This is a genomic window from Mesorhizobium sp. M3A.F.Ca.ET.080.04.2.1, from assembly GCF_003952525.1.
In the GTDB taxonomy this organism is placed as follows: Bacteria; Pseudomonadota; Alphaproteobacteria; order Rhizobiales; family Rhizobiaceae; genus Mesorhizobium.
In genome coordinates this window covers 5,320,154-5,340,535 of record NZ_CP034451.1, presented here as the reverse complement: position 1 = coordinate 5,340,535, position 20,382 = coordinate 5,320,154, and the positions used below count along the sequence as shown (strand labels likewise).

Annotated in this window: 23 protein-coding genes; 12 read left to right on the top strand and 11 right to left on the bottom strand. The window is 64.1% G+C overall.

Annotated elements, in window-relative coordinates:
• Position 1: 1 nt before the first annotated feature.
• The 9 genes from doeA to EJ074_RS25455 all read right to left on the bottom strand — a co-directional run bounded on the left by doeA (position 2) and on the right by EJ074_RS25455 (position 8,809).
• Complete coding sequence (doeA, locus tag EJ074_RS25495; RefSeq protein WP_095808613.1) at positions 2-1,180, bottom strand: ectoine hydrolase DoeA; 1,179 nt, start codon at positions 1,178-1,180, stop codon at positions 2-4.
• A 126-nt stretch (positions 1,181-1,306) separates the two neighbouring features.
• Positions 1,307-2,299, bottom strand: coding sequence for a cyclodeaminase (locus EJ074_RS25490; RefSeq protein ID WP_095808612.1), 993 nt, complete (start codon positions 2,297-2,299; stop codon positions 1,307-1,309).
• Positions 2,296-3,285, bottom strand: coding sequence for a hydroxyectoine utilization dehydratase EutB (gene eutB / locus EJ074_RS25485; RefSeq protein ID WP_165350012.1), 990 nt, complete (start codon positions 3,283-3,285; stop codon positions 2,296-2,298). The genes EJ074_RS25490 and eutB overlap by 4 nt, the downstream gene beginning before the upstream one ends.
• A gap of 5 nt (positions 3,286-3,290) precedes the next feature.
• Positions 3,291-4,067, bottom strand: a complete 777-nt coding sequence (gene eutA / locus EJ074_RS25480; RefSeq protein WP_129554093.1) for an ectoine utilization protein EutA — start codon at positions 4,065-4,067, stop codon at positions 3,291-3,293.
• A 5-nt stretch (positions 4,068-4,072) separates the two neighbouring features.
• A complete protein-coding gene (gene ehuD, locus EJ074_RS25475) occupies positions 4,073-4,732 on the bottom strand; it encodes an ectoine/hydroxyectoine ABC transporter permease subunit EhuD (protein ID WP_095808610.1) in 660 nt (219 codons plus the stop codon).
• A 16-nt stretch (positions 4,733-4,748) separates the two neighbouring features.
• Positions 4,749-5,408 (bottom strand): ectoine/hydroxyectoine ABC transporter permease subunit EhuC, encoded by a 660-nt coding sequence (gene ehuC, locus EJ074_RS25470; RefSeq protein ID WP_095808609.1) that lies wholly within the window; start codon positions 5,406-5,408, stop codon positions 4,749-4,751.
• A gap of 155 nt (positions 5,409-5,563) precedes the next feature.
• On the bottom strand, positions 5,564-6,415 hold the full coding sequence (ehuB, locus tag EJ074_RS25465) for an ectoine/hydroxyectoine ABC transporter substrate-binding protein EhuB (RefSeq protein ID WP_095808608.1): 852 nt from the start codon (positions 6,413-6,415) through the stop codon (positions 5,564-5,566).
• Positions 6,416-6,502: 87 nt separating this feature from the next.
• Positions 6,503-7,288, bottom strand: a complete 786-nt coding sequence (gene ehuA, locus EJ074_RS25460) for an ectoine/hydroxyectoine ABC transporter ATP-binding protein EhuA (RefSeq protein ID WP_095808607.1) — start codon at positions 7,286-7,288, stop codon at positions 6,503-6,505.
• A 135-nt stretch (positions 7,289-7,423) separates the two neighbouring features.
• Positions 7,424-8,809 carry a PLP-dependent aminotransferase family protein gene (locus EJ074_RS25455; RefSeq protein WP_095808606.1) on the bottom strand — a complete coding sequence of 462 codons (1,386 nt, stop codon included), beginning with the start codon at positions 8,807-8,809 and terminating at the stop codon, positions 7,424-7,426.
• An 83-nt stretch (positions 8,810-8,892) separates the two neighbouring features.
• Here EJ074_RS25455 and EJ074_RS25450 point away from each other — a divergent pair, with 83 nt between their 5' ends.
• The 8 genes from EJ074_RS25450 (at position 8,893) to EJ074_RS25415 (ending at position 15,990) form a co-directional block, all read left to right on the top strand.
• A complete protein-coding gene (locus tag EJ074_RS25450) occupies positions 8,893-9,375 on the top strand; it encodes an Lrp/AsnC family transcriptional regulator (RefSeq protein WP_095808671.1) in 483 nt (160 codons plus the stop codon).
• 183 nt (positions 9,376-9,558) lie between these two features.
• Entirely contained in the window at positions 9,559-11,052 is a 1,494-nt protein-coding gene (locus EJ074_RS25445; RefSeq protein ID WP_095808670.1) for an NAD-dependent succinate-semialdehyde dehydrogenase, read from the top strand.
• Positions 11,053-11,082: 30 nt separating this feature from the next.
• Positions 11,083-12,462: an aspartate aminotransferase family protein gene (locus EJ074_RS25440; protein WP_095808605.1), complete on the top strand. Its 1,380-nt coding sequence runs from the start codon at positions 11,083-11,085 to the stop codon at positions 12,460-12,462.
• 52 nt (positions 12,463-12,514) lie between these two features.
• Entirely contained in the window at positions 12,515-13,618 is a 1,104-nt protein-coding gene (locus EJ074_RS25435) for an alcohol dehydrogenase family protein (RefSeq protein ID WP_095808669.1), read from the top strand.
• Between the two features lie 190 nt (positions 13,619-13,808).
• A complete protein-coding gene (locus EJ074_RS25430) occupies positions 13,809-14,063 on the top strand; it encodes a DUF982 domain-containing protein (RefSeq protein ID WP_095808604.1) in 255 nt (84 codons plus the stop codon).
• Between the two features lie 307 nt (positions 14,064-14,370).
• Positions 14,371-15,096: a DUF4142 domain-containing protein gene (locus tag EJ074_RS25425; protein WP_095808603.1), complete on the top strand. Its 726-nt coding sequence runs from the start codon at positions 14,371-14,373 to the stop codon at positions 15,094-15,096.
• Between the two features lie 21 nt (positions 15,097-15,117).
• Complete coding sequence (locus tag EJ074_RS25420) at positions 15,118-15,717, top strand: hypothetical protein (RefSeq protein WP_095808602.1); 600 nt, start codon at positions 15,118-15,120, stop codon at positions 15,715-15,717.
• 60 nt (positions 15,718-15,777) lie between these two features.
• Complete coding sequence (locus EJ074_RS25415; protein ID WP_245420591.1) at positions 15,778-15,990, top strand: hypothetical protein; 213 nt, start codon at positions 15,778-15,780, stop codon at positions 15,988-15,990.
• 139 nt (positions 15,991-16,129) lie between these two features.
• Here EJ074_RS25415 and EJ074_RS25410 read toward each other — a convergent pair whose 3' ends face one another.
• Positions 16,130-16,393, bottom strand: coding sequence for a hypothetical protein (locus EJ074_RS25410; protein ID WP_095808668.1), 264 nt, complete (start codon positions 16,391-16,393; stop codon positions 16,130-16,132).
• 375 nt (positions 16,394-16,768) lie between these two features.
• On the opposite strand from EJ074_RS25410, the gene EJ074_RS25405 reads away from it, so the two are divergent.
• The 3 genes from EJ074_RS25405 (at position 16,769) to EJ074_RS25395 (ending at position 19,572) form a co-directional block, all read left to right on the top strand.
• Positions 16,769-18,760 carry a protein-L-isoaspartate(D-aspartate) O-methyltransferase gene (locus tag EJ074_RS25405; protein WP_095808600.1) on the top strand — a complete coding sequence of 664 codons (1,992 nt, stop codon included), beginning with the start codon at positions 16,769-16,771 and terminating at the stop codon, positions 18,758-18,760.
• Positions 18,761-18,854: 94 nt separating this feature from the next.
• A complete protein-coding gene (locus tag EJ074_RS25400) occupies positions 18,855-19,058 on the top strand; it encodes a hypothetical protein (protein ID WP_095808599.1) in 204 nt (67 codons plus the stop codon).
• Between the two features lie 226 nt (positions 19,059-19,284).
• Complete coding sequence (locus EJ074_RS25395; RefSeq protein WP_095808598.1) at positions 19,285-19,572, top strand: hypothetical protein; 288 nt, start codon at positions 19,285-19,287, stop codon at positions 19,570-19,572.
• A gap of 116 nt (positions 19,573-19,688) precedes the next feature.
• On the opposite strand, the gene EJ074_RS25390 is transcribed toward EJ074_RS25395, so the two are convergent.
• The gene (locus EJ074_RS25390; RefSeq protein WP_095808597.1) at positions 19,689-20,003 is read right to left on the bottom strand and encodes a hypothetical protein; all 315 of its coding nucleotides are present in this window, start codon (positions 20,001-20,003) and stop codon (positions 19,689-19,691) included.
• Between the two features lie 155 nt (positions 20,004-20,158).
• On the opposite strand from EJ074_RS25390, the gene EJ074_RS25385 reads away from it, so the two are divergent.
• The gene (locus tag EJ074_RS25385) at positions 20,159-20,362 is read left to right on the top strand and encodes a DUF2934 domain-containing protein (protein WP_095808596.1); all 204 of its coding nucleotides are present in this window, start codon (positions 20,159-20,161) and stop codon (positions 20,360-20,362) included.
• The last annotated feature ends 20 nt before the right edge of the window (positions 20,363-20,382 follow it).

The following is a 20,382-nucleotide window of genomic DNA, read 5'->3' as shown; positions in this document are numbered from 1 at the left end:
CTCAGCCCTTCACGAACAGCTTGCGCGGCACGTTCGCCAGGCATTCGACGCCGGTCTCGGTGATCAGGATCGACTCGGTGATCTCCAATCCCATGGTTTCCAGCCACAGGCCGGTCATGAAATGGAAGGTCATGCCGGGCTTGAGTTCGGTGCGGTCGCCGGGGCGCAGGCTCATCGTGCGCTCGCCCCAATCCGGCGGATAGGAAATGCCGATCGGATAGCCGGTGCGGTTATCCTTGACGATGCCGTACTTCTTCAAGACGGCGAAGAAGGCATTGGCGATATCCTCGCAGCTATTCCCCGGCTTTGCCGCGGCAAGGCCCGCCTCCATGCCTTCGAGCGTCGCCTTCTCGGCGTCGAGGAAAGCTTGCGTCGGCTTGCCGAGGAAGACGGTGCGCGACAGCGGACAATGATAACGGTTGAAGCAACCGGCGATCTCGAAGAATGTGCCCTCGCCCGCCTTCATCGGCTTGTCGTCCCAGGTGAGATGCGGCGCCGAGGCGTCGGCGCCCGACGGCAGCAGCGGGACGATCGCCGGGTAGTCGCCGCCGATACCGTCGACGCCGCGCGTGCCGGCGTCGTAGATCTCGGCAACCAGATCGCATTTGCGCATGCCGACCTCGATCTTGTCGACGATGCGCTGATGCATGGCTTCCACGATGCGGGCGGCCTTGCGCATGTACTCGATCTCGGTCGGGCTCTTCACGGCGCGCTGCCAGTTCACCAGTGCGGTGGCGTCGACGAAGCGGGCGTTAGGCATATGCTTCTGCAGCGAGGCGAAGGCGGCAGCCGAGAACCAGTAATTGTCCATCTCGACACCGATGGTCAGCTTGTCCCAGCCGCGCTCCGCCAGCACGCTGGCGAGATAGTCCATCGGGTGCCGCTCGCTCGACTGCACATAGTGATCGGCGTAGCCGATGATGTTGTCATGCGCGAGGTAGGCGGTGCGCTTGGCACCGTTGGCATCCTGGCCGCGGCCATACCAGACCGGCTCACCCGACGGCGGCACGATGACGGCCTGATGCACATAGAAGGACCAGCCGTCATAGCCGGTCAGCCAGGCCATGTTCGAGGGATCGCTGACGATCAGCAGGTCGACCCCCTTGGCCTCCATGGCTTTCCGCGTTTTGGCGAGGCGATCGGCAAATTCGCTCCGCGAGAATTTCAGGTTTGGCTGCATCGTTCTTGGTCCTCGTTTGTTGGGCCTGGAGCCTGTTTCAACCTCGTTGAATGCGGCTCGTCTTTTGTCTGAGCCGATCTTCTCGGAAACCGGTTCTCAGTTTCCGGATCGCGCTGTGGCCAGGCATCAGCTTTCGAAAATGGTTCCGGCGTTCGTCGCCCGTGCGCGGTCGCGGGCCAACGTGGCGATCGCGGTGTCCTGGACCCCGGTGCCGGTGAGGTCGGCGATCGTGACGTCGCTGGCTGAACGCCTGCCGTGCCTGGCGCCGGCGATGATCTGGCCCAGTTCGGTGACTTGGGCGTCGGCCGCCATCACGCCTGCATCGATGGCATGATGAAGCTCGCCGAGACGCCGCGTCTGCCTGGCGCTGTCGGCGACGTAGAGGTCGGCCATGCGCAGGATTGCGGGTGCGATCTCGTTCTTGTGCTCTGCATCCGAGCCCATGGCGGTGATGTGCTGTCCGGCGGAGACGAAACCGGCCTTGATCAGCGGCTCGGTAGAAGGCGTCGTGGTGACGATGATGTCGGCGCCGGCCGCCGCATTCGCCGCATCCGGCTCAGCCCGCACCACGATGCCCAGCTTTTCGCGCAGGCGGGCGGCGATAGCCTCGGCCTTGGCCGCATCGCGTGCCCAGATGCGCGCTTCTTCGATCGGCCTGACGAGGCGCAGGGCCTCCAGTTGCAGATCGGCCTGCAGGCCGGCGCCGAAAATGGCCGCGACCGAGGAGTCTTCGCGCGACAAATACTTGGCTGCGACTGCGCCGGCAGCGGCGGTGCGGATGTCGGTGAGATAGCCATTGTCGAGCAGCAGCGCCTCGACCGTACCCGTCTTCGCCGAAAGCAGCACCATCATGCCGCCACCGCTGGGCAGGCCGAGCTTCGGATTGTCGAAGAAGCCGGAGCTGATCTTGACCGCAAATCCGTCAATGCCCGGCACATAGGCCGACTTTACATCGACCTCGCCATGGTTCTCGGGAATGTCGAGCCGCAGGATCGGCGGCATCGCCACCGGCAGCGTGGCCAAAGCGCGGAAAGCAGTCTCGACGCAGGCGACGGCATCGAGATCGAGCGTCACGACCTTGCGTAGCTCCGCTTCGGTGAGGATGGTCATGCGGCTCATGCGGCGCGCTCCGTTGCTGTGGCCGCCTCGCCGCAGACAATGCGGCGATGCAGGCCCATGTCGATGTTGCGGCCGGAAAGGATCAGCACCGTCTGGCCGCTGGTGCTCACCTTGCCGGAAAGCAGCGCGCCGATGCCGACAGCACCGGCGCCTTCGACGATCTCGCGCTCCTGTTCATAGGCATGGCGAATACCGGCGGCGATCTCGTCTTCGGAAAGCAGGATGACATCGTCGAGCAGGCGGCGGCACATGGCAAAGGTCAGCCGGTTGTCGAGGCCGATGCCGCCGCCGAGCGAGTCCGCCAGCGTCGGGAGTTCCTCGACCTGCACGGGCCGGCCGGCATCGAGGCTCGCCTTCATCGCCGCACCGCGCACCATCGAAACCCCGATGACTTTGCAGCTCGCACTCACGCCCTTCACCGCCGCGGCAACACCCGCCGCCAGCCCACCGCCGGAGAGCGGCACAAGCACGCTTGCTGCGTCCGGCACCTGCTCCATGATCTCCAGGCCGAGCGTGCCTTGCCCGGCGACGATGTCGGGATGGTCGAAGGGCGGCAGCATGACGAGCCCCTCCTGCGCCGCCAGCCTGTCGACCTCGTGCTGGGCATCGTCCTGGCTGTTGCCGACGATGCGGATCTCCGCGCCAAGGTGGCGGATGGCATCGACCTTGTTTTCCGGCACCAGCCGCGACATGCAGATCACGGCGCGGATGCCTTCGAGCTTTGCCGCATGCGCCAGCGCCAGACCGTGATTGCCGGTCGAAGCGGCGACAACACCGCGTGATCTCAGGTCAGGGCTCAACGCCGCGATCGCATTGGAGGCGCCGCGCAGCTTGAAAGCGCCGGTGGCCTGATGGTGCTCCAGTTTAAGGTGGACGGGATAACCAACCTGGTCTGAGAGGCTTCGCGACAAGACGGTCGGCGTCCGCTCGACCTTGTCGGCAATCCGGTCGCGGGCAGCGCGAATATGCTGAAGCGTGACTTCCATGTGGATCACTTGGCCAAGGGCTTGGTCATCAGGCGGCCGAATTCCGGACGCGCTGTCTCATCGCCGCAGAGCCGCAGGCAGTTCCAGGCGCTGGCCTGATTGCTGGTGACGACCGGGCGCCCGATCGCTTCTTCCATGCCGGGAACGGCAAGCGCTGCGCGCAGTGCCGTACAGGAGACGAACAGCGCATCGGCCTGGGCATGCGTGCTCTTGCGCGCCAGGCCAACGAGCGAGGCCGGCTTGATCCGCGCCATCTCGCGGTCATCCTCGAAGCCGAGGCAGGTGAAGCGGACGACGTCGAAACCGTGCGCTGCGAAATAAGCCGCCATCGGCCGGCTCGTCTCGACGGTATAGGGCGTAAGAATGCTGATCCGCTTCACGCCCAACGCGCTCAGGCCGCGCATGCCGGCCATGGGCGGCGTGACCACGGCAACGCCGGGCTTGGCCGCCTGGATCGCGGCCTCGATCTCGGCGTCGCCGATCACGACGGAAGCCGATGTGCAGGAGTAGCAGATGGCGTCGAGCGGCTCGTCCGGGAGGATGAGCGCCGCGCCAGCCGAAAGCGACGGCTGCATCTTGCGCAGGTTTTCCGGTGTCGTCGGATTGGCATAGGGAATGCGCGCGACATAGACCCCGATCCGCTCGCTCGCCACCATGCGGCGGAAATCCACCTCGCTGGTGTGGTCGGTGGCCAAGGCGATCAGCCCGACACGCTTTTCCAGCGGACGCGGATCAAGGGCGGGCCGGGTCGATGCCAGCCGGATTTCGGGCAGCGGTTTCATGGTTTTCATCTCTCGATCCTGCCGTAACGATGCTCCAGCCAGCGCAGGAGCACGACGGAGCAGAGGCTGATGACTAGGAAGAACGCGCCGACCAGCGTCATCGGCTCGATGTAGCGATAGTAGCTGTTGGCGACGCTCTTGGCCTGGTTCATCAGTTCGAGCACCGTGATCGCCGAGAGCAGCGGCGTCTCCTTGAACATGGCGATGAAGTAGTTGGCCAAGGCCGGGATCATCGGCGGGATCGCCTGCGGCAGGATGATGTGCGTCCAGGTATTGCGGCCGCTCAGATTGCAGGCCTTGGCGGCCTCCCACTGGCCGCGCGGCACATTCTCGATGCCGGCGCGATAGACTTCGGCCGTGTAGGTGCCGTAATGCAGGCCGAGCCCGATGACACCCGCCACCAGCGGCGGCAGCAGGATGCCGATGTCGGGCAGCACGTAGAAGATGAAATAGAGCTGCACCAGCAGCGGCGTGCCGCGGATGAACTCGGCGAACCAGCCGACGCTGCGCGCCACCAGCCGGTTCGGCGAACGCCGCGCCAGCGCGATTGCCAGCCCGACGATCGCCGCCAGGATCGAGCCGAGCACCGTCGCCAGGATGGTGATCTTCACGCCCTGGATCAGAGTCGGCATGATCTCGCGGACGAAATTCCAATCCCATTCCATTAGTGGGCCCATTCCATCAGACACGCACTCCGTCGAGACCGCGCGCCATGCGGCGCTCCAGCGAGCGCACGCCCCAGGAGATGATCAGCGCGAGCGCGAAATAGATCACCAACACGGAAACGAACGGCATCAGCGTGCTGCCCGTCTGCGAGCGCACCACCTGCGCCTGGAAGGTGAGATCGGCGAGCGAGATCAGCGACACGACGGAGGTCGCCTTGAGCAGTTCGATCGCGTTGTTGCCGAAGGTCGGCAGCATGATGAGCAGCGCCTGCGGCAGGATGACATGGCGCATGCCTTGCCAGCGGCCGAGATTGAGCGCCGTGCAGGCCTCGTATTGCTCGCGGCCGATCGACAATATCGCGCCGCGCACCACTTCCGCGCCATAGGCGCCGACATTCAAGCCAAGCGCCAGCACGCCGGCCTGCAGCGGCGTCAGCGACAGCCCGGCGAAAGGCAGCACGAAATAGGCCCAGAACAGCTGCACGAAGATCGAGGTGCCGCGGAAGAACTCTATGTAGATCGTGGCCAGCATCCGCACGAGGAAGAAGCGCGACACGCGCCCCAGGCCGGCGAGGAAGGCCATGATCAGAGCAAGCACCGATCCCATCAGCGTCAGCTCGATGGTGACGAGCGCTCCCTGCAATATCAGGCCGAGATAGCCGGACCACTGGGTCATTTGCGTTTCAAAATTTCCAATCGTTTGCGTTTGTGCGAGGCGGCGGTGACAGCAGATGAGGGGCGGAGCCAGCCTCGCAGAACTTCGCGCTGCCCCTCATCCGTCACTTCGTGACACCTTCTCCCCGTGGAACGGGGAGAAGGAAGAAGCATCCGCTACTTCGCCGCGCAGAGCTTCTCGCGCGTCGTCGACATCGCCGCCTTGGCCGAGAAGCCGTAGGGCTCGATGATCTTGGCGAACTCGCCCGACTTCTTCATCTTGGCGAGCTCGACGTCATAGGCATCGCGCAGCGCCTCGTCGCCCTTCTTGAAGGCGGCGCCGTCGCAATAGACCGGGGCGCCCTGCACCGGGGCGATCACTTCGAGGTTCGGATCATTGGCCTTCTTGATCAGGTCGTTGATCGAAAGGACCGGCAGCGAATAGGCGTCGATGCGGCCATCCTGCACCATCTTCAGCCCGCTCTGGCCGTCCGGAACGACGATGACGCGGTCGCGCGGCACGCCGGCGTTGAGCGCGAGTTTTTCCTCGGTGCCGCCGCCCGGCGCACCGATGGTGGCGGAGGCGTCCTTGGCGATGTCCTCATAGCTCTTGAAGCCTTTCGGATTGCCCTTCTTCACCAGCATCGCCTCGGCATCGCACAGCACCGGCTCGGAATAGGCAACCGCCGCGCAACGCTCCGGCTTCATGAACAGCCCCGCGGTGACGACGTCGAAGCGTCCGGCCTGCAGGCCAGGGATCATGGCGCCGTATTCGGAGATCGAGGCGACGATGTCGTTGACGCCGAGCCGCTTGAAGATCTCGCGTGCCACGTCGGGGGCGGCGCCCGAGACCTTGCCGTCGGCGGCCACCGCCGTGTAGGGCGGCTCGTTGGCGATGGCGACGCGGGCAAAGCCTTGCGCCTTGAGCTCCTCGAGCTTGGCGTCATCCGCCGAGCGCGCACCGGAGGCAAGCAGCATCGTGCTCACTGCGAGGCCGGCGACGCCAGCCAGAATGCCAAGTTTCTTCATCGTTCCCTACTCCTGTTTCTCTTCTGGTTTGCTCACTAGCGGCGATCTTGCCGCCTCGGGACGACTTCGTCGCCCGCTGCATAGCGGTCAGACGCGATGTCCGGCCGCGATGATCTTCTTCAGGAAGCTCTGCGTTCTTTCCTGTTTGGGATGGCGGAAAATCTCATCGGGCTTGCCTTCCTCCACGATCCTGCCGCGGTCGAAGAACAGCACGCGGTCGGCGAAGTCGTGGGCGAAGCCCATTTCATGGGTGACGAGCAGCATCGTCATGTCGGTCTCGGCCGCCAGCTTGCGCATGACGTTGAGCACCTCCTCGACCAGTTCCGGGTCGAGTGCCGAGGTGACCTCGTCGAACAGCATGATCCTGGGCGACAGCGCCAGCGCACGGGCGATCGCCACGCGCTGCTTCTGGCCGCCGGAAAGCTGCGCCGGCATGGCCTTGGCCTTGTCGGCCAGCCCGACCATGTCGAGCAATTCCATGGCCCGCTTTTCGGCCGCGCTACGGGCGACGCCCTTGGTCAGCATCGGCGCCAGTGTCACGTTGTCCATGACGCATTTGTGCGGAAACAGGTTGAACAGCTGGAACACCATGCCGATCTTCTGGCGCATTTTGGCGAGGTGCCGCTCGTCGGCCGGCATCAGCTGGCCGTTGCGCTCCATGTGGTAAAGCTGCTCGCCCTCGATCTGGATATGGCCACCGTCGATCTTCTCCAGCGTCATCAGGATGCGCAGGATCGTCGTCTTGCCGGATCCTGACGGGCCGATCAGCGCCAGTTTCTCGCCGGGCATGACCTGCATCGACAGGCCGTCCAGCACCTTGAAGGCGCCGAAGCTCTTCGAAATTGCATCGACCTTGATGATGGGCGCGGGCAATCAATTTCCCCGTTCTGGAGAAGCCTATGCCCTTAACGATGCGAAACGCGTCAAATCATGTCAATTAGGAAAATAATATCATGACAATATTTCCAGCGCGGCACAATTCCAGGGCAATGTGCGCTCCCTTGTGCATCAAATGGCGAGCAGGAGATGCTCCGGGTCGCCAAGCAGAAGCTTGGCGACAACGCTCAAGCCCGCGCGCAGTTCCCCCTCGGTGGTGGAACCCAGCGAGATTCGCACGGCGGGCTGCCAGGGCGTGTCGGCGATGCGGAACGAAGCGCCCGGCGCAATAGCCACGCCGCGCAGCCGCGCCTGTGCGACAAAACTCTCCTCGGCGCGGTCTCCCGGCAGTTCGAGCCAGAGATGCAACCCGTCGCGATGGCACCGATAGTCGACGCCCGCCAACATTTCCGCAACTATCTCCTGGCGCCGTCTGAGTGCCCCCCGCTGCCAGGTCACCAATTCCATCGCCGTGCCGTCATTGACCCACCGCGTCGCGATCTCCGCCACCATCGGCGTCGCCATCCAGTTCGACACCAGATGCCGGTTGGCAACCGCCGCGACATAGCGGTCCGGCACGGCGAGATAGCCGATGCGCAGGCCGGGCACCGTGATCTTGGTGAAGGAGGTGACGTAGAGCGTCCGTTCCGCCGCGAAAGCAGCGACGGCCGGCGGCCGCCCTTCGACCAGAGGCCCAAGCACATCGTTCTCGATGATGGCGATGTCGTGCTTGCGGGCGACCGCCGCGATCTGCTCGCGCCTTGTGGCGTCCATCAAGGTCGCCGTCGGGTTGATCACCGACGGCTGGATAAAGACGGCGCGGATGTCGGAGAGCCGGCACGCCTCGTCGAGCGCCTCGGGGATCAAGCCGTTGCCGTCGATCGGCAGGCCTTCCAGGTTGAAGCCGAGATAGCGGGAAAGCGGCACCAGCGTGTGGTGGCCGATCGCCTCGGTGGCAACCGTCGAGCCCGGGGGGGCCACGCTCATCAGCGCCACCGTCATGCCGGCCGTCGCGCCATTGGTGAGGCTGATGTTCTGCGGCGAGGCTTCAAGGCCGCAGAGCTTCAGCCATTCCACCGCGACGGCGCGATGACGCGGAAACACCATGTTCGGCCGGAACGACAGCGCCGAACTCGACGGCAGGTTCTCGGCCAGCCAACCCAGCGCCTGCTTCAGCTTCTCCAAGTGCATCGGCTCGCAGACCGGCTTCAGGATGGAAAGGTCGATGACCTCGCCCAACCGCTCCGGAATGTAGGGCGGCTCCGGCTCGCGGCGCTGCGTCTGGACGAAGCTGCCGCGTCCGACCTCGCCGGAAATCAGCCCACGCCGGATCAGTTCCTCATAGGCGCGGCTGACCGTCTGCACCGAAAGCTGCAGATCATCGGCAAGGCGCCGATGCGTCGGCAGCCGCGCGCCATTGGCAAGCCGCCCGTCATGGATCGCGCGCGCAATTTGATCGGCCAGCGAGAGATAGGCCGGCCGACGGATGAGAGCAGGATCTGGCCGCCATAATGTCATGACTTATTAGAGATCGAAATCAGTGCAATTGACAATCGAAATAATGCATCGTCATGGTGTCCCGGACAAAAGGCGAAGGCGGCATGGCGGCAGCGAAACTCGACCCGATCGACCTCAGGATCCTGGACGCCATCCAGCGCGACGGGCGCATCACCAAGCTGGCGCTGGCCGAGAAGGTCGGGCTGTCGCCGACGCCGGCCTGGATGCGGCTGCGCAAGTTGGAGAAAGCCGGCATCGTCTCCGGTTACCACGCAACGATCGCCATGCGCATCATCGCGCCCGTGGCGACAGTGCTGATGGAGGTGACGCTCGCCAATCACCGCCAGGCCGATTTCGACCGTTTCGAGCGCGCCGTACGCGACATTCCCGAGATCGTCGCCTGCTGGTCGGTGGGCGGCGGCGTCGACTATGTGCTGAAGGTCATGGCGCGCGATATCGACGCCTATCAGCGGCTGGTCGATTCCTTGCTCGAACGCGAGATCGGCATCGATCGTTATTTCACCTACATCGTCACCAAGACGGTCAAGGATGAAACCGTGCTGCCGGTCGCCGACCTGTTGCCGTGAGCAATAAGACGTCGCGGAGGCTGGGCCAATTTCACGGTTTGGCGTCATCAGCCGCCGGTCGAGCTATAGAGAGATCATCTGCTTCCGCGGGCCAATAGAGACAATCTCTCTACGGACGGACACTGAAACAGTCTCCTTTTTTGCCCGGCCCGATCGATGCTTGGACATCCAAGGGAGATGTCCATGTCCGCGCATTTTGCCCGCACGAACCATCATGAAGCGCTCGATCGCCTTGCCGATCGCCGGCTGCTGCGCGCGCTGGCCTACGTCGATGGCCATTGGACCGCAAGCGAGGCGGCGGAAAGTTTTGAGGTCACGGATCCGGCGACCGGCGCCACTGTGGCCTTCGTTGCCGCACTCGATGCAAAGCAGACGACGAAGGCAATCGACGCTGCTGCCCGGGCCTTGCGGGCCTGGCGCTCGGCCTTGCCGCAGGAGCGTTCGGCAACTCTAAGAAAATGGTTCGAGCTGATCGTCGCCGCCAAGGACGACCTGGCGCTGCTGATGACGCTCGAACAAGGCAAGCCGCTGAAGGAATCGCTGGGCGAGATCGACTACGCCGCCTCTTTCGTCGAGTGGTATGCCGAGGAGGCAAAACGCCTCAACGCCGAAAGCGTCACCAGCCACCTTCGCAATGCCGAGATGATGGTGCGGCGCGAGCCGCTCGGGGTTGTCGGCGTCGTCACGCCGTGGAATTTTCCTTCGGCCATGCTCACCCGCAAGGCGGCAGCGGCGCTCGCCGCCGGCTGCACGATTGTGGCGCATCCATCCTCAGAAACGCCGCTGTCGGCACTGGCGCTGGCCGAGCTTGGCGAGCGCGCCGGGCTGCCGGCCGGCGTCTTCAATGTCGTCACCGGCGATGCCCGCACGATTGTCGCTACGATGTGCGCTGATGCCAGGGTTCGCGCCATGAGCTTCACCGGCTCGACCGAAGTCGGCCGGCTGATCGCCGCCCAGAGCGCGCCGACGATGAAGCGGCTGGTCATGGAGCTCGGTGGCCACGCGCCGCTGATCGTCTTCGACGATGCCGACATCGACAAGGCCGTGACGATCGCCCTCGACGCCAAATTCGCCACCTCCGGCCAGGATTGCCTTGCTGCCAACCGCATCTATGTGCAGCGGGGAATCTATGGCCGGTTCTGCGCCGCTTTCGCCCGTCGCATCGAGCAGCTCCGCACCGGCAACGGGCTGTCCGGCGAGACCGATATCGGACCGCTGATGCATGAGCGCGCAGTCAAAAAGGTGGAAGAGCAGGTCGCCGATGCCCTCGCCCATGGCGCGCGTTGCCTGGCCGGCGGCAAGCGCCATGCGGCCGGGCCGCTGTTCTATCAGCCGACGCTGCTGGTCGATGTGCCGGACGAAGCGCTGATCATGCGGGAGGAAACCTTTGGTCCGGTCGCCGCTGTGACGCCATTCGAGGATGAGGCGGAGGTCGTTGCCCGCGCCAATGCCACCGAATATGGCCTCGTCGCCTATGTCGTGACCGAAAACGGCGCGCGGCAGGCGCGCCTGGGCCGTGCGCTGGACTACGGCATGGTTGCAATCAACCGGGTCAAGATCACCGGCGCGCCGATCCCGTTCGGCGGCGTCAAGCAGTCCGGCATCGGCCGCGAAGGCTCGCGCCACGGCCTGGAAGCCTTCACCGACCTCAAATACCTTTGCCTGGATGTCGCCTAAGCCACCCCCGGAATTTCAGGAGTCTCAAAAATGCTCGAACAATCCAACGAACTGTCAGCCTGGGACCGCGACCACTTCTTCCATCCCTCGACGCATATGGGCACCCATGCGCGCGGCGAATCGGCGGCTCGCGTCATGGCCGGCGGCGAAGGCGTCACCATCTGGGACAACACCGGCAAGAAGAGCATCGACGCCTTTGCCGGCCTCTATTGCGTCAATGTCGGCTATGGCCGCCAGAAGATCGCCGATGCCATCGCTAGCCAAGCGAAGAACCTCGCCTACTATCATGCCTATGTCGGGCACGGCACCGAGGCCTCGATCACGCTCGCCAAGATGATCGTCGACCGCGCGCCGAAGGGCATGTCGAGGGTCTATTTCGGTCTTTCCGGGTCCGACGCCAACGAGACCAACATCAAGCTGATCTGGTACTACAACAACGTTCTCGGCCGGCCTGAGAAGAAGAAGATCATCTCGCGCTGGCGCGGTTATCATGGCTCCGGCGTGATGACGGGCTCGCTGACCGGGCTGGAGCTGTTCCACAACGCTTTCGACCTGCCGCGCGCACCGATCATGCACACGGAGGCGCCCTATTATTTCCGCCGTGCCGACCGCTCGCAGAGCGAGGAGCAGTTCTCGCAATATTGCGCCGACAAGCTGGAGGAGATGATCCTCGCCGAAGGCCCGGACACGATCGCCGCCTTCATCGGCGAGCCGATCCTCGGCACCGGCGGCATCGTGCCGCCGCCGGCCGGCTATTGGGAAAAGATCCAGGCCGTGTTGAAGAAATACGACGTGCTGCTGGTAGCCGACGAGGTGGTGACCGGATTCGGACGTCTCGGCACCATGTTCGGCTCCGACCACTACGGCATCAAGCCCGATCTGATCACCATCGCCAAGGGCCTCACCTCGGCCTATGCTCCGCTGTCCGGGGTCATCGTCTCCGACAAGGTCTGGCAAGTGCTGGTCAAGGGTTCCGACAGACTGGGTTCGCTCGGCCATGGCTGGACCTATTCGGCGCATCCGATCTGCGTTGCCGCAGGCGTTGCCAATCTCGAGCTGATCGATGAGATGGATCTGGTCAGGAACGCCGGCGACACCGGCGCCTATTTCCGCGCCGAGCTTGCCAAGGCCGTTGGCAGCCACAGAAATGTCGGCGAGGTGCGCGGCGACGGCATGATGGCCGCAGTCGAATTCGTGAAGGATCGCGACAACCGCGTCTTCTTCGATCCGGCGCTGAAGGTGGGGCCGCAGATCGCCACGGCGCTCGCCGCAAGCGGCGTCATCGGCCGCGCCATGCCGCAGGGCGACATCCTCGGCTTCGCGCCGCCGCTCTGCCTGACGCGCGAGGAGGCTGACACGATCGTGGCCAAGACCGCCGACGCGGTAAACAGCGTATTGGCCGGCATCTGAAGCGAAACGGTTTTGCGTCCGGAACTGCGTGAAAGAAAAGGGACAGAGCGACGTGAATGCCATGACCGGAACCGTACCAGCAACAATGGCCGCCATGCTGCTCACGGGCCATGGCGGCTTGGAGAAGCTCGTCTACCGCACCGACGTGAAGGTGCCCTCGCCCGCTGCCGGCGAAGTGCTGATCAAGGTCAGCGCCTGCGGCATGAACAACACCGATGTCTGGGTGCGCCAGGGCGCCTACGGCACGGAAGAGGACGCGGGGGCCGTCTCGAGCTGGCGCCGGCAGGGCAACACGTTGACCTTCCCGCGCATCCAAGGCGCCGACACCGTGGGCATTGTCGTCGCCGTCGGCGACGGCGTGCCTGCCGCTCGCATCGGCGAGCGCGTCATGGTCGACTTCTCCATCTACAACCGCGACGACGATTCGCTTGCCGACATCGACTATATGGGTCACGGCCGCGACGGCGGTTATGCCGAATACCAGACCCTGCCGGCAGAGAATGCGCATGTCGTCGACACCGAGCTGAGCGATGTCGAACTCGCCACCTTCTGCTGCGCCTATCTCACCGGCGAGCAGATGCTGGAGCGCGCGGGCTTGAAGGCCGGCGAGCGTGTGCTGGTCACCGGGGCATCGGGTGGCGTCGGTTCCGGCATCGTGCAACTGGCGCGAGCGCGGGGCGCCATTCCATATGCGGTCGCCGGCAAGGGCAAGGAGCAGGCGGTGCTGGACATCGGCGCCGAGAAGGTGATCACACGCGGCGTGGCCGACTTGCCTGCAGCGGTCAACCAGGCGACGGGTGGCAAACCGATCGACGTGGTCGCCGATCTTGTCGGGGGCGCCGTCTTCAACGACCTGCTGCGCATCCTGCGGCCGGAAGGCCGCTACACGACGGCCGGCGCCATCGCCGGGCCGGTGGTGCAGCTCGATCTCCGCACCATGTATCTGAAGCAGTTGCAATTGCACGGTTCGAGCCAGGGCACGCGGGCGGATTTCCGCCGCATCGTGCGCTACATCGAGGAAAAGAAGATCCGGCCTCTGGTCGGCGGCGTCTACAAGCTCTGGGATTTCCACCGCGCCCAGACGGATTTCATGGGCAAGGACTTCGTCGGCAAGCTGGTGGTCGTGCCCGATTCAATGTGGAACGTACAGCCCTAGCCAGCGGCTCCATAGCCCGACCTGCTTGTCTCGTTCGTGACACAGGATCCGCAGGTCGGGCCATGCTCCGGCTCGACCGACCGGCAGCGATCCAACATTGCACCCGCGGCGCTCGCAAGGCCCTAACATACGTTGTTGCGAACCGTCTTTTGTCGGCGTCCTCTCTGGCAAAGCTGGACGGATCAGCGACATGCGGTCGAAACGGTTCCGAAAACCAGTGGTGGTGCAGCCAGGGCGCATCGATCGCGATCGCGTGGTTGCTTCGGTGTTCGATGCGGCTGACGTGCTGCTGCACGAGTGGCCGAGGCCGCATTCCCCGATGAGACGGCGTGCGCTCGAGGCCTGCCTCGCCGTGCTGCGCGATCAGAAACCACCACGGATAGCACGGCAGGCTTTCGTTACTGCAGCCAAGGATGCAAGAATCCTGCTGCGCGATCCAGGCTAGATGCTGTCGCCCAGAAGTGTGCAGCGCGCTTTAGTTTTTGTCTTGATGCATGTCGTTGTCTCAGAACGCCTGCACACTTCTGAGCGGCGCGCCTTAGATGCTGCGACACATCCCTTTGGCCGCCGGGGAAGCTGCTCTCGAGCGCTTGAACGTCGCAGCCCATCCCTCAGCCACCGCACCGGAATTCCCGAGCTGACGAGCGGGGGACGATCCACGCGCTCATGAGATTGCACCGCCGCGTTTGGCTGGGAACAAAGCCGAAGCACGATTGTTCGGCTCCACCCGTAAAGCAAAGGAGCTTGGGACCATGACCACGCCTAGAATCCTCGCCCCGTTGGCGATCGTTGCGGTGGCGTTTGCCTTTCCCGCTTTCGCGGCCGATGACGCGCAGAGCTTCGTCGACAAGGCCGCTAACGGCGGCATGTTCGAAGTGGATTCGAGCAAGATCGCGCAAGACAAGGCGAAGGACCAGCAGGTCAAGGATTTCGCCAAGAAGATGATCGCCGACCACGGGGCGGCAAACGAGAAGCTGCAAAGGATCGCCGGCGAGCAGAAGCTGAAGGTGCCGGCCGAGCCCGACGCGGCGCACAAGAGCGACTTGGAAAAGCTGCGGAACAGCAACGAGGGCGTGGACCAGCCCTATGTCGCGATGCAGCGCAAGGCCCACGCCGACGCGGTCAGTCTCTTCGAATTCTATGCCAGGGACGGTGACAATTCGAGCCTGAAGGCCTTCGCCGCCGAAACCCTGCCGACGCTCAGGATGCACCAGGACATGATCGAGAGGATCGCCGCCGCCGCAGGCATGCCGGCCGTCAAGTCAGCGTCGACACCGAAACCCGCCGCCCCGGTCCCCGGGGCCAACAGCTTCACCGAGACCCAGGCCAGGAACCGCATCCAGGACGCCGGCTACAGCGATGTCTCTGCGCTCGCCAAGGATGACCAGGGCGTCTGGCGCGGTCAGGCCAGGAAGGACGGCAAGAGCATCGCCGTTGCGCTCGACTATCAAGGCAACGTCTTTGCCGGCCAGCAGTAGACCACGAAGGGAGTCAACCAGATGCAAACGATCACCGCGCTATTCGACGACTATGACGATGCCTCCGACGCCGTAGGCGAATTGGAGTCCATGGGCGTGCCGGCGTCCAACATCAGCATCGTCGCGAACAACTCCGCCGGCTGGTACAAGGATGCACCCTCCTCGGCCGCCGAAGACGCGGCCGGCGGCGCCGGCATCGGCGCCGTCGTCGGCGGCGCCGGTGGCTTGATGACCGGTCTCGGCGCCATGGCTATCCCCGGGCTCGGCCCGGTGGTTGCGGCTGGCTGGCTGGCGGCGACCGCCGCCGGTGCGGTCGCCGGCGCGGTCGTTGGCGGAGCAGCCGGCGGCATCATCGGCGGCCTGACCGACGCCGGCGTGCGCGAGGACGATGCCCATGTCTATGCCGAGGGTGTCCGCCGTGGCGGCGCGCTGGTGACTGCGCGCGTCGACGAGGAGCTTGCTTCCAAAGCCCAGGAGATACTTCACAGTCCCAATGCGGTGGACGTCGCCGAACGTCGCGGCGAGTACGAAGCAGGCGGATGGGCCGTCTTCGATCCTGCGGCCGGCACCTATTCCGCCGAAGAAATCGAGCGCGAGGCAGCGCGTCGGCGCCGTGCATGACCTTCGTTGCCGGCTGACATGGTCGGCCGGCTCCCTCGACGAGCCAGGAAGGAACCCGGCATGAGACGAGTGCTGTTGCCGCTGATACTGACTGCGGCGGTTGTGCTGATCTGTTACTGGGCCTTCGTGTATGTCGGCACGAGCTGGCCCACGGCGCCCGTGAAGCGGGCGCCGGAACAGAACCAGGGCGGGAATGCGCCGCAGGATACGTCTCCGGCGGCCGGCGTGAAGAAGAACCCCCAGGATGCCAGCAAGATGCCGGGTGCCCAGTAAGCGGGTCCTGGACGAACCCGTTCGCGGTGACGCCAAACGTAGGGCGCTGAAACCGTGCAACGCTGAAAGGAGATGTGCAGACAAGGACTTAAGAAGGCAGCTTGAATCCGTTTCAGCGCGCGGTTCACTGACGGTCTCGTCATTCGCGCTCGACAAATTCGTTGAAACGGCTGGTGGCGCCGTCTGCAGTCATGTCCTGATGCAGGAAGGCAAGGTTGTTGTCGTCGAGTATCCGGAAGAAGTCGTCCCATTCTATCGGCTGCAGAGCCTCTTCCGCTTCGCCGAAATCGACCCGCAGGATCGCGCCTTTTCCTGATGTGCTGAGAACGGCGGGCCTGCCTCCGCGCGCTTCGATCCACGCCCGGATCACCTCGTGATTTGTGGTCTTCATAGCCTCGCTCATCGTGGTCTCCATGGCCCGTTGATACGCCAAGAAGAACCCGCACCCAGGCTCGATCGTTCCCGTATGCGTCGGCTTTCTCGAAGACCGGCTCGATCCAAATCACACACGAACAGTGCTGGGACAGCATGGGTGACAAGGGCCCGTCGCCATGATTGGCAACGGGCCCACGGCGGGGCTCGGATGGGACCCCGGATCGCTGGAGGGAAAAGCGATCTGCTACCGAACTGAACTGCGGTCGGAAAGTTCCGGGAAAAACTGCGGCAAGGAACCAACCGCGCGTCTGCTGGTTCAGCAAGTATCCAAGGCGATGATGCAGGCCAGCGAATACAGCGCGCCGGCGGATTTTCGCCCTACCGCGCGGCCGAGGAGACCCACATGCTCGATCTCACCCGCGAACGCCGTCGAATGGTCGATATCCATCTCAGCCGTCGTGGCATTCACGACCGCGAGATCCTGCAGGCAATGCGGGAGGTTCCACGCGAGGCCTTCGTCGACCCAGGTTTCGAGGAATTCGCCTACGAGGATGGCCCGTTGCCGATCGCCAACGGGCAAACGATATCACAACCTTACATCGTCGCCTTCATGCTGGAGATGGCAGCAGTCGGTCCCGGCGATCAGGTTCTCGAAGTCGGCACAGGATCCGGCTACGCGGCCGCCGTGATGAGCCGGATTGTCGACCACGTCTACACGATCGAACGCCACGCCGGTCTTGCCGAATCCGCCACGCAGCGCTTCCAGAAACTTGGCTACCGCAACATCGAAGTGCGGACCGGCGATGGCACCAAGGGCTGGCCCGAGGCTGCCCCTTTCGATGCCATCATCGTTGCCGCCAGCGGGCCGGGGGCGCCGCTGGCGCTGCAGCAGCAGCTCGACGTCGGCGGCAGGCTGGTCATCCCCGTCGGCGACGACCCCTACGAGCAGCGCCTGCTCAAGGTCACCCGCACAGGCGCCTCCACCTACAGCGAGGAGGATTTCGGCGCGGTACGCTTTGTTCCTCTGATCGGCGAGCAAGGCTGGCGGGAGGACCGCGTAAAAGGCGCCAGCCGGGTTGCCCCGCATCCGCGAACCCGCAGCCTGCCCGAGATGATCGCCGCGGCGGCCGAACCGCTGCCGGACTTCGACGATCCTGCCTTTGCGGAGCCGTTCGACCGCTTCGCCGAACGCAGGATCGTCCTGCTCGGTGAAGCCAGCCACGGCACCTCGGAATTCTACCGGGCTCGCGCGGCGATCACCAGCAGGCTGATCGAGAAGCACGGCTTCACCATCGTGGCCGCCGAGGCCGATTGGCCGGACGCAGCGGCGGTCGACCGCTATGTGCGCCACCGGCCGCCTTCGCCAACCGCCGGCCGGCCCTTCCAGCGGTTCCCGACTTGGATGTGGCGCAACACCGACGTCGCGGCCTTCGTGGCCTGGCTGCGCGGGCACAACGAAACGGTCGGGACCCCGACGCGCCAGGCAGGTTTCTACGGGCTTGACATCTACAACATGAGCGGCTCCATCGCCGCCGTCCTCGACTATCTCGATCGCGTCGACCCCGAGGCGGCAAGGATCGCGCGGGAGCGTTATGGCTGCTTGACCCCGTGGCAGACGGAACCTTCGACCTATGGCCGCGCAGCGCTCACCAGAGGCTACCGTCAATGCGAAGAGGCGGTGCTGCAGCAATGCCGGGATATGCTGGCGAGACAACTCGACGATGCCGGCATGGATGGCGCCGAGCTGTTCGACGCCGCACAGAACGCGCGGCTCGTCGCTTCCGCCGAGCGTTACTATCGCGCCATGTATTATGGCGGTTCGCAATCCTGGAATCTGCGCGACACGCATATGTTCGAGACCCTGGAACACATCCTGGAAGCGCATGGGCCGGAGGCGAAAGCCGTGGTATGGGCGCACAATTCCCACATTGGCGATGCGCGCTACACCGAAATGGGCATTTCGCGCGACGAAGTGAACATCGGCCAGCTTTGCCGCGAACGCTTCGGCAGCGCCGCCGCGCTGATCGGCTTCGGGACGCATACCGGGACTGTCGCCGCCGCGAAGGATTGGGATGGCGACATGGATGTGATGTCGGTACGCCCGTCCCGGGACGACAGCTACGAGCGGCTTTGCCACGACGCCGCCGTCCCGCGTTTCCTGCTCGATCTCGGACGCGACGTGAGCCTTTTCGATCGACTGACCGAGCGTCGGCTCGAGCGATTCATCGGCGTGATCTATCGGCCGGAAAGCGAATTGCACAGCCACTATGCCGACGCCTCGCTGGCCCGCCAATTCGACGCGTTCGTCTGGTTCGACGAGACCCGCGCAGTGACGCCTCTCGGGCCAGAGCACGCGGCGAGCGGGCTGCCGGAAACCTACCCGTTCGGACTCTAGGGCCGCAAGCCGGACAGCCGCTGATCGACTTTTTCCGTGGCTGGAACATCGGGCGCGTCTCGCTGTTGGGAGACCAAAGCAGTGAGGAAAGGCTATGAGCGGAAACCGACACACGAAATCGAGAAAGCCCAGCGATGCCGACATCGGCAGCGATCCTGGCATCGGCACGTCCAAAGGCACTTTCAAGGAAGGTGACGAGTTGGAGCGGGGCGAGAATACGATCGAAGGCGATGTCGAGAACGACACCACCGCCGCCGGCGGGATCGATCCGCGGCAGAAATTGCGAACGAACAAATGAAGCCGAAGGACCGTGAGTGTAGCGCTTAAGTTTGAGCACATCCAACCTGCATCGGTCACCTACTTGATGAACATAGAACAATTCATCAAGCGATGAACAAAGTCTCAATGCAGGCGAGATAAAGACTTCGTCCATGCCTTGATCACGAATTCTATCCTGCGGAACAGGGGCAATAGACCGGTGTTGTTCTCATATCGCAATCAGGCGATAAATGAGGAGATTTCCCATGATCAAACTTGTATCGGCATCTATTCTTGCTGTTGGTTTGGCCACGTCGGCCATGGCGCAAACCAGCGGCTCCGGCACCGGAACCGACAACAACGGCACCGGCACCGGCACGGTGACAGGCACCAACGGCGGTGCCGTCACGACTGATCCGAACACCACCAACAGCACAAACTCGACCGGATCCAATGGCATGAACGATCGCTGCAAGGACGCGGCGGGCAACGACGTCGACAACAACACCGCGACCGGCAACACGACCTCGGATATGCAGAACTGCAACAAGTAGCAGCGACGCACAATTCCCCCCTTGCGCCATTGAGCAAAGCCCGCCTGCCAGGCGGGCTTTCCACACGTGTCGCTCAGAAAGGCCCAGCCAGCAATGTCCGCACGCCGCTCTTTGGTTCAGTCCTTCGCGTAATCGCCGGGTTGGCGTCCACTCTTTGAGGCTTTCGCGTCCTTGGAGTGTTGCCCACTCGAGCGGCCGGCCCCAAAGCTCTTTTGCGTCGCCGCGCGGGGCGTTGCAGAGCCTGGAGGGTTCTGGCCATCGGATTGGTGGGTCTTGTCTTCCACCTCGCCACGCTTGCGTGTGAGACCGATAGCATCGTGCGGCTTTTCGTTGTTGGCCGCGGCTTGCGAAAATTGATCGGACGGATCTGGATCGGTATTGGCCGGGTATTTCCTGGCGCCGGTCTCGCGGCGGTTCTCACGCTCGTTCATGGCTGATCTCCGGTTGGCCTGTTGGATAACACGGCTGCGGGGGGAGCGTTCCCATAGGGTGCGGCCTGGTTACCTCCGGCTTTCGCGGCCATGGAACAAACCACCTCGCATCCGATTAGGCTGCGCGCGCCAGATCCGGCGCCCCGGAGGTAAGCATGGACCGGGAAGAACGCATCAGACGCCGCGCTCATGAGATCTGGGAGCGGGAGGGCCGGCCGGAAGGGCGGCAGCAGGAACATTGGGATCAAGCGGTGCAGGAAATCGAGGCGGAGGGCTCCGAGGCCGAACGCGGGCCGGTAGCGCCCGACCCGACAGTGGGCGCAGGCTCCGATCCAAACACCAACCGACCGGGAGGTTGAGCCCTGCGCAGCCAGGCAGA

Bases quoted from the DNA above. Each gene is read 5' to 3' on its own strand.
- doeA (WP_095808613.1), bottom strand. From the start codon at position 1,180: ATGCAGCCAAACCTGAAATTCTCGCGGAGCGAATTTGCCGATCGCCTC.
- EJ074_RS25490 (WP_095808612.1), bottom strand. From the start codon at position 2,299: ATGAGCCGCATGACCATCCTCACCGAAGCGGAGCTACGCAAGGTCGTG.
- eutB (WP_165350012.1), bottom strand. From the start codon at position 3,285: ATGGAAGTCACGCTTCAGCATATTCGCGCTGCCCGCGACCGGATTGCC.
- eutA (WP_129554093.1), bottom strand. From the start codon at position 4,067: ATGAAACCGCTGCCCGAAATCCGGCTGGCATCGACCCGGCCCGCCCTT.
- ehuD (WP_095808610.1), bottom strand. From the start codon at position 4,732: ATGGAATGGGATTGGAATTTCGTCCGCGAGATCATGCCGACTCTGATC.
- ehuC (WP_095808609.1), bottom strand. From the start codon at position 5,408: ATGACCCAGTGGTCCGGCTATCTCGGCCTGATATTGCAGGGAGCGCTC.
- ehuB (WP_095808608.1), bottom strand. From the start codon at position 6,415: ATGAAGAAACTTGGCATTCTGGCTGGCGTCGCCGGCCTCGCAGTGAGC.
- EJ074_RS25455 (WP_095808606.1), bottom strand. From the start codon at position 8,809: ATGACATTATGGCGGCCAGATCCTGCTCTCATCCGTCGGCCGGCCTAT.
- EJ074_RS25450 (WP_095808671.1), top strand. From the start codon at position 8,893: ATGGCGGCAGCGAAACTCGACCCGATCGACCTCAGGATCCTGGACGCC.
- EJ074_RS25445 (WP_095808670.1), top strand. From the start codon at position 9,559: ATGTCCGCGCATTTTGCCCGCACGAACCATCATGAAGCGCTCGATCGC.
- EJ074_RS25440 (WP_095808605.1), top strand. From the start codon at position 11,083: ATGCTCGAACAATCCAACGAACTGTCAGCCTGGGACCGCGACCACTTC.
- EJ074_RS25430 (WP_095808604.1), top strand. From the start codon at position 13,809: ATGCGGTCGAAACGGTTCCGAAAACCAGTGGTGGTGCAGCCAGGGCGC.
- EJ074_RS25425 (WP_095808603.1), top strand. From the start codon at position 14,371: ATGACCACGCCTAGAATCCTCGCCCCGTTGGCGATCGTTGCGGTGGCG.
- EJ074_RS25420 (WP_095808602.1), top strand. From the start codon at position 15,118: ATGCAAACGATCACCGCGCTATTCGACGACTATGACGATGCCTCCGAC.
- EJ074_RS25415 (WP_245420591.1), top strand. From the start codon at position 15,778: ATGAGACGAGTGCTGTTGCCGCTGATACTGACTGCGGCGGTTGTGCTG.
- EJ074_RS25410 (WP_095808668.1), bottom strand. From the start codon at position 16,393: ATGAGCGAGGCTATGAAGACCACAAATCACGAGGTGATCCGGGCGTGG.
- EJ074_RS25405 (WP_095808600.1), top strand. From the start codon at position 16,769: ATGCTCGATCTCACCCGCGAACGCCGTCGAATGGTCGATATCCATCTC.
- EJ074_RS25400 (WP_095808599.1), top strand. From the start codon at position 18,855: ATGAGCGGAAACCGACACACGAAATCGAGAAAGCCCAGCGATGCCGAC.
- EJ074_RS25395 (WP_095808598.1), top strand. From the start codon at position 19,285: ATGATCAAACTTGTATCGGCATCTATTCTTGCTGTTGGTTTGGCCACG.
- EJ074_RS25390 (WP_095808597.1), bottom strand. From the start codon at position 20,003: ATGAACGAGCGTGAGAACCGCCGCGAGACCGGCGCCAGGAAATACCCG.
- EJ074_RS25385 (WP_095808596.1), top strand. From the start codon at position 20,159: ATGGACCGGGAAGAACGCATCAGACGCCGCGCTCATGAGATCTGGGAG.